Source organism: Sphingomonas sp. P4_G3 (assembly GCF_056401105.1).
The window spans coordinates 513872-521185 of record NZ_JBFUJZ010000004.1 but is presented as its reverse complement, the minus strand read 5'-3'; the positions used below and the strand labels follow the sequence as shown (position 1 = coordinate 521185).

Genomic DNA, 7314 nt, shown 5'->3' with positions numbered 1-7314 from the left:
CCGGGGGTACGTTGTTCGAGGAACTCGGCTTTTATTATGTCGGGCCGATCGACGGGCATAATCTCGACCATCTGATCCCGGTGCTGGAGAATGTCCGCGACAGCGAGCACGGCCCGATCCTGGTCCATGTCGTGACCAAGAAGGGCAAGGGCTATGGCCCGGCCGAGGCAGCGGCGGACAAATATCATGGCGTGCAGAAGTTCGACGTCATCACTGGCGCCCAGGCCAAGGCGCCGCCCGGGCCGCCAGCGTACCAAAACGTCTTCGCCGATCAGCTGATCAAGGATGCGACGCGCGATCCGACCATCGTCGCGATCACCGCCGCCATGCCGTCTGGCACCGGCATCGACCGGTTCGCCAAGGCGTTCCCTGACCGCACCTTCGATGTCGGCATCGCCGAACAGCATGCGGTGACCTTTGCCGCAGGTCTCGCCGCGCAAGGCATGCGGCCGTTCTGCGCGATCTATTCGACGTTCCTGCAGCGCGCCTATGACCAGGTCGTCCATGACGTCGCGATCCAGAACCTGCCGGTGCGCTTCGCGATCGACCGCGCTGGCCTGGTCGGGGCCGATGGCGCGACCCACGCCGGCAGCTTCGACGTCACTTATCTGGCGACCTTACCCAATTTCGTCGTGATGGCGGCGGCCGACGAGGCCGAGCTGGTGCACATGACGCATACCGCCGCGCTCCACGACGCCGGACCGATCGCGGTGCGCTATCCGCGCGGGAACGGGGTCGGGGTCGCGCTCCCCGAGACGCCCGAGCGGCTCGAGATCGGCAAGGGCCGGATCGTGCGCGAAGGCAAGAAGGTGGCGATATTGTCGCTGGGTACGCGATTGCAGGAAGCCTTGAAGGCAGCCGATGCGCTCGATGCCAAGGGACTGTCGACCACGGTCGCCGACCTGCGCTTCGCCAAGCCGCTCGACGAGGAACTGATCCGTCGTCTCCTCACTACCCATGAAGTGGCGGTGACGATCGAGGAAGGGTCGATCGGCGGACTTGGCGCCCACGTGCTGACGATGGCGAGCGACACCGGGCTGATCGATGGTGGCCTCAAGCTGCGCACCATGCGTCTGCCCGACCTCTTCCAGGACCAGGACAAGCCCGAGCTGCAATATGCCCAGGCCGGGCTCGATGCCGATGCCATCGTCGACAACGTGCTCAAGGCGCTGCGCTATAACGAGGCGAGCGCGATCGCGGAGTGCCAGCGCATATGAGGCGATTGGTGTTGGTTTTCCCCGCATTGTTGTTCTTGCCGGCGGCAGTGGCACCCCCGCATGGCGTTCTGACGATCGAAATTGGCAATGTCCGCATCGCCAAGGGCAATGTCCATGTCGACGTCTGTCCCGAGGCGCAATTCCTCAAGGATAATTGTCCCTGGACGGGGAATGCGCGGGCCAGGCTGGGCGACACTCGCGTGACGGTCGCCAACCTGCCCGCGGGGCGCTACGCGGTGCAGGCCTTTCTCGACGAGAACGGCAATGGCGAGGTCGATCGGGCATTGTTCGGCATCCCGAAGGAGGGTGTCGGCTTCTCGAACGATGCCAAGATCCGCCTCGGCCCGCCCAAATTCGCCGAAGCGGTGTTCGCATTCGACGGCAATGCCCGGACTATCCGATTGAACCTGCGTTATTTCATGGGCGCCAAAGGTCCGTCGGCGCGCTGATCGTGCGGTCCCCGGTCACGCCCATCGTCGCGGCCAGCGTGCGCCGTCCGTGGCTGACGGTCATCCTGGTGCTCGTCCTCGCCGCGCTGGCGTTGTTGGTCACCCTCGATCGTTTCGCGATGACCACCGACACCGCCGAACTGATCTCTCCCAATGTCGAATGGCGGCAGCGGGAACGGGCGATGGAGCAGGCGTTCCCGCAACTGCGCGACGTGATGCTGGTGATGGTCGACGGCGCCACCCCGGAACTGGCCGAGGACGGCGCGGCTCGGCTCGCGGCTCGATTGGCATCCGACAAGGCGCATTTCCGGCTGGTCACTCGGCCCGACGGCGGCGATTTCCTGGGGCGCGAAGGCCTGTTGTTCGGCTCAGAACAGGATGTGCGCGATACCAGTGCCGCGCTGGTCGAAGCGCAGCCGATGCTCGGGCCGCTTGCCGCTGACCCCAGCCTGCGCGGCGTAGCCGGCGCCTTGTCGACTATCGCCGACGGAGTCGAAGCGGGCCAGGTCACGTTCGACCGGATCGACAAGCCCGTCCGTGCGCTCGGGGATGCCGCCGACGGCGTGCTGGCCGGCAAGCCGAAGCCGTTTTCCTGGCAGAAGCTGTTCGCGAGCGGCAAGGGGGCATTGGCGCCGCCGACGCGACGGCTGATCCTCGCCCAGCCGGTATTGGATCATAGCGCGCTGATGTCGGGCGAGGCGGCGAGCGATGCGGTCCGGACGGCCGCCGCCGCGCTCGGGCTCGATGCCGCGCATGGCGTAAAGGTGCAGCTGACCGGCGAGGTGCCGCTGGCCGACGAGGAATTCGGTACGCTCCAGGAGAATATCGGCCTGGTCGGACTGGTGATGCTCGCGGCGATGCTGCTCACCTTGTGGTTCGCGACACGGTCCGCGCGCCTGGTCGCCGCGATCCTGGCGACGATCGTGCTCGGCCTGCTCGTCACCATGGCGGCGGGGCTGGTCGCGGTCGGCCGCTTCAATCTGATCTCGATCGCGTTCATTCCGCTGTTCGTCGGGCTGGGAGTGGATTTCGGTATCCAGATCTGCGTCCGCTACAATGCCGAGCGTGCGGTCGGCGCCCCGTCCGATGCGGCGCTTCGCCAGGCCGCGATCGCGCTCGGCGCTCCGCTCACGCTGGCGGCGGGCGCGATCTTCCTAGGCTTCGGCGCGTTCCTGCCGACCGCTTATATCGGTATCGCCGAACTGGGCGTGATCGCCGGGCTGGGCATGATCGTCGCGCTGGCGCTGAGCGTCACCTTGCTGCCGGCGTTGGTAATGCTGTTCCGTCCCGGACAACCGCGCGGCGACGTCGGATTCGCCATGCTCGCGCCGGTCGACCGGTGGCTGGAACGCAAGCGCGCCATGGTGCTGTGGGGATTCGCGATCGCGCTCGTCGCCAGCATCGCCATCCTTCCCTGGGTGAGCTTCGACTTCAACCCGCTACACCTGCGCAATCCCGACGCACCGGCAATGCGGGCCTTGGCCGATTTGACGCGCGATCCCGACCGTACGCCCAACACGATCGACGTCCTCGCCGCCAATCCGGCCGAAGCTCGATCGATCGCCGGCAAGCTTGGGCAATTGCCCGAGGTTGCGCGAGTGATCTCGCTCGACAGCTTCGTGCCGGAAGGCCAGCAAGCTAAGCTGCCGATCATCCAGGATGCGGCATTGTTGCTCGACGTGACGATCAATCCGCTCGATATCGCACCATCGCCGAGCGATGCCGATCTGGTCGCATCGCTCTCGCAGAGCGCCGCCAAGCTGCGCGTGGTCGCCGGGAATGGACAGCAAGCCGGCGCGCGCGATGTCCGGCGCCTCGCAACTTTGTTTGACCGATTGGTCAGAAGCACGCCCGAAAAACGCGCCGAGATGAATGCGGCGGTGTCCCGGCCGCTCGACGTGATGCTCAGCCAGGTTCGGCTTGCCTTGCAGGCGACGCCGGTCACCCGTGCTGATCTGCCTGCCGAGCTGGTGCGCGACTGGGTCGCGCCCGACGGCCGCGTGCGGCTCCAGGTCTTTCCCAGCGGCAATAGCAACGACAATGGCGTGATCCGCCGCTTCCGGGCCGCCGTTGCCGGTGTGACGCCAGCGATATCCGGCTTGCCGGTCGCGACCCAGGCCGCGGCCAACACCGTGGCCGGCGCCTTCGTCCAGGCTGGTATTCTTGCCTTCCTGCTGGTGAGCGCATTGCTGTTCGTGGTGCTCCGCAACGTGCGCGAGGTGGCGTTCACGCTAGCGCCGGTCGTGCTGTCGATCTTCCTGACCTTGGGTAGTTGCGTGCTGATCGGCCAGCCGATCAACTTCGCGAACATCATCGCTTTCCCGTTATTGTTCGGCGTGGGCGTCGCTTTCCACATCTATTTCGTGATGGCGTGGCGGGCGGGGGCAACGGGGCTGCTCCAGTCGAGCCTGGCCCGCGCGGTCATGTTCAGCGCGCTCGCCACCGGCACCGCGTTCGGCAGCCTCTGGCTGTCGCATCATCCCGGCACGGCTAGTATGGGCGAGATTCTGATGATCTCGTTGATCTGGACGCTGATCTGCGCCCTGATCTTCGAGCCCGCGCTGCTAGGACCGCCGAGGCGCGAGCGGACGTAGGTGTAGCTGGGCGATTTTTCCGCAGTGGCTCCCGTTCGTGGAAGAAATTCGAAATTCGCCACGGGAGAACTCGAAGGAAATCGGCTTGTTGCTGGCTAGGCATCGGCTCCCAACGGAATGGGCCGCTTTCGATTTGTATCTCATATCAAGGCGCTAGCGTCGGCGTGCCAGGGATGCGATGTTAATTGCTTGCCTATCATACAATCCGGCGACAGTTTGTCAGGCGTACAAACCAGGAGAGGCGCTATGAAGTCATGGCGATTGGCCGCCGGCGCGAGCTCGCTTGACGACCTGACGATGATCGAGGCGGCCAAGCCCGAGCCGGGGCCGGGCGAAGTGCTGATCCGCGTCCGCGCCTGCTCGCTCAACTATCGCGATCAGATGATCGTGAAAGGCCAGTATTTCGGCGGGACGATCGCGCAGGATCTGACCCCGCTGTCGGACGGTGTCGGCACGGTGGAAGCGGTGGGTGAGGGCGTCACCGGCTACCAGCCCGGCGATCGTGTCGCGAGCACATTCTTTCAGAACTGGCTGGCCGGGCCGCCCAACCCTGCCCCCGGCGTCGCGCTCGGCGCACCGCCCGCCAAGGGCATGCTCAGCGAATATGTCACCTTGCCCGAACGCGGCGTGGTGCGGCTCGCCGAAAGCCTGTCGTTCGAACAAGCGGCGACCTTGCCTTGTGCGGGCGTCACCGCGTGGAACGCGCTGATGGAGGGGCCGCATGCGGTTGGACCAGGCCGCAGCGTGCTCGTGCTCGGCACTGGCGGCGTCTCGCTGCTCGCCCTCGCCCTCGCCAAGGCGGCGGGTGCCCGGGTCATCGCCACCTCGTCGTCGGACGAGAAGCTGGCGCGCATCCGCGCGCTCGGCGCCGACGAGACGATCAATTACCGGACCACGCCCGACTGGGGCGCGGTGGCGGCAGGGCTGGCGGGTAGCGGAGTCGATCATGTCGTCGAGGTCGGCGGCGCCGGAACGCTGCAGCAATCGATGGCCGCGGTGGGCTACAACGGTGAGGTCGCGCTGATCGGCGTGCTGACGCGCCAGGGCGAGACCGCGCCGCACGCGTTGATGCTGAAGGGGGCGAGCCTGCGCGGGATCTTCGTCGGGTCGGCGGCGATGGCGACTGCCCTCAACCGCGCAATCGACGCGACCGGCATCGAGCCTGCCATTGACCGCGTCTTCGCCTTCGACGAGGCGCGGCAGGCATATGAATATCAGTCCTCACCGGACTTGTTCGGGAAGGTGGTGATCCGCGTCGACTGAGCCGCGTCGAACGCGGCGGCGGGCGCCGTATCAAGAACGGAGGATGCAGATGCGCTTTATCCTGAATGCCTTTGCCGCGTTTTTCATACTCGCTGCCTGTTCGGCGACGGCTCAGGAAAAGCCGCTGCGAGTGGAAGTGCTGCGGTCGAGCGAAGGGTCGCTGTACGCCAATTCCACCCTGATCATCGGCGACAAGGATGCCGTGCTGGTCGACCCTCCGTTTACGCGGGCGGATGCCTATCGGCTCGCCGCGATGGTGCTCGAAAGCGGCAAGCGCCTGACCTATGTCTTCGTGACCCACGACCATCCGGACCATTTCTTTTCGACGGAAGTGATCCAGGACATTTTCCCCGAAGCCAAGATTGTGGCCAATCCGGTCGTCGTGGCGGATATCTGGCGTTCGCTTCCCTACAAGGTAAAGCGCTGGGGCCCGGTGCTGGGCCGCAACGGGCCCGTCCACCCGTCGGCGCCGTCAGCGCTCGATGGCGATACGATCATGCTCGAAGGGCGTGAGATCAAGGTTCTCGGCCCGATGGAGGGCGATCACGTTCACGCGACCGCCTTATGGGTGCCGTCGATCAGGGCCCTGGTGGCAGGCGACCTGATTTTCAACCAGGTCTTCCCATGGCTCGCCGAACATCGCGCGGCGAACGTGGCGGCCTGGTCGGCATCGTTGGGCCGGCTGGCCAAGCTGGATCCGCTGACCGTCGTCCCCGGCCATTCGAAGCCCGGATTGCCCAACGATGCCAGCGGTCTGGTCTTCACCCGCGCCTATCTCACCGCCTGGCCCAAATTGGCGGCCGCGTCGAAGGATTCAAAGGAACTTGAAGCGCGCGTGCGCAAGGCCTTTCCCGACGCGATCGACGTGCTCGACAATTTCATCCTGACCAATTCGGCAAAGGTCGCGAAGGGAGAGGTGGCGCCCTGGACGGAATAGGGGATTCCGTCCGGCCCCGTCCAACTTCTTCGCAGCAGTCCAATTCCGCTGCGCGCCAGTCCAAGACCGGATTGGGCAGCCCGTTAGGATCGCCCTTCAACGCCATCGCCATGAATGCGAGGCGACGGAGAGCTGATCGACATGGCCAATCCGCCTTCGCACCGCTTCCATCGACCGATAGCGCGGGTGCCGATCCGTGCCGGGTGATGCGGAAGGGCGCTTGCTCGGCTTCGGCCAGCGCGTCGGGAGCATCACCCAGATGGCCTATGTCGTCCCCGACATGGAGGCGGCGATCGACTGGTGGGTGCGCGACACGCGGACCGGGCCGTGGTTTCTCCTCGAAAGCTTCACGGGCGCCGACCATGTCTATCGCGGCGCGCCGTCGCGGGCCGATGTGCGGATCGCGATGGCCTTTGCCGGCCACATGCAGATCGAGTTGATCCAGCCCAAGGACGATCACCCTTCGGTCTATCGCGAGATGGTCGAGCGGCGCGGCCATGGCTTCCATCATGTCGGGATTGCCTGCGACGACGTCGATGCCGAAATCCCCGCCTACCTGGCGCGTGGTTATTCGCTCGCCTTCACCGCGAGCGTGCCGACCGGCAGCCATGTCGCCTATCTCGACGGCGGCGATACGCATCCGCATTTCGTCGAATTGATCCCCGCGACGCCGGGAATGGACACCGCGTTCACGGCGTTCTGGCGCGCCTCGATCGGCTGGGACGGCAAGGATCCGATCCGGCCATTCGCCTGATCCGACAGGCTTGTGGGAAGAAGAGGGATATTGTATGCTCTGCGTACAAAAAGAGCGGCCGCTCCGGTTCGTCCGGAAGACGGCGGCACTACAGGGATGG

Annotated in this window: 6 protein-coding genes; all 6 read left to right on the top strand. The window is 65.6% G+C overall.

Annotated features, from left to right (window positions below):
• Positions 1–1217, top strand: a 1217-nt coding sequence (dxs, locus tag AC1DQQ_RS14285) for a 1-deoxy-D-xylulose-5-phosphate synthase (RefSeq protein WP_478045537.1), incomplete at its 5' end; no start/stop codon positions are given.
• An 8-nt stretch (positions 1218–1225) separates the two neighbouring features.
• A complete protein-coding gene (locus AC1DQQ_RS14280; protein ID WP_478041082.1) occupies positions 1226–1666 on the top strand; it encodes a DUF2141 domain-containing protein in 441 nt (146 codons plus the stop codon).
• On the top strand, positions 1666–4260 hold the full coding sequence (gene hpnN / locus AC1DQQ_RS14275; protein ID WP_478045543.1) for a hopanoid transporter HpnN: 2595 nt from the start codon (positions 1666–1668) through the stop codon (positions 4258–4260). The genes AC1DQQ_RS14280 and hpnN overlap by 1 nt, the downstream gene beginning before the upstream one ends.
• A 246-nt stretch (positions 4261–4506) precedes the next feature.
• Positions 4507–5523, top strand: coding sequence for a zinc-dependent alcohol dehydrogenase family protein (locus AC1DQQ_RS14270; protein WP_478045536.1), 1017 nt, complete (start codon positions 4507–4509; stop codon positions 5521–5523).
• A gap of 49 nt (positions 5524–5572) precedes the next feature.
• Positions 5573–6460, top strand: a complete 888-nt coding sequence (locus tag AC1DQQ_RS14265; RefSeq protein ID WP_478045535.1) for an MBL fold metallo-hydrolase — start codon at positions 5573–5575, stop codon at positions 6458–6460.
• 196 nt (positions 6461–6656) lie between these two features.
• The gene (locus AC1DQQ_RS14260; protein WP_478030452.1) at positions 6657–7214 is read left to right on the top strand and encodes a VOC family protein; all 558 of its coding nucleotides are present in this window, start codon (positions 6657–6659) and stop codon (positions 7212–7214) included.
• Positions 7215–7314: the final 100 nt, after the last annotated feature.

Excerpts from the sequence above, each read along its gene's own strand:
- AC1DQQ_RS14270 (WP_478045536.1), top strand. The coding sequence starts at position 4,507 with ATGAAGTCATGGCGATTGGCCGCCGGCGCGAGCTCGCTTGACGACCTG.
- AC1DQQ_RS14265 (WP_478045535.1), top strand. The coding sequence starts at position 5,573 with ATGCGCTTTATCCTGAATGCCTTTGCCGCGTTTTTCATACTCGCTGCC.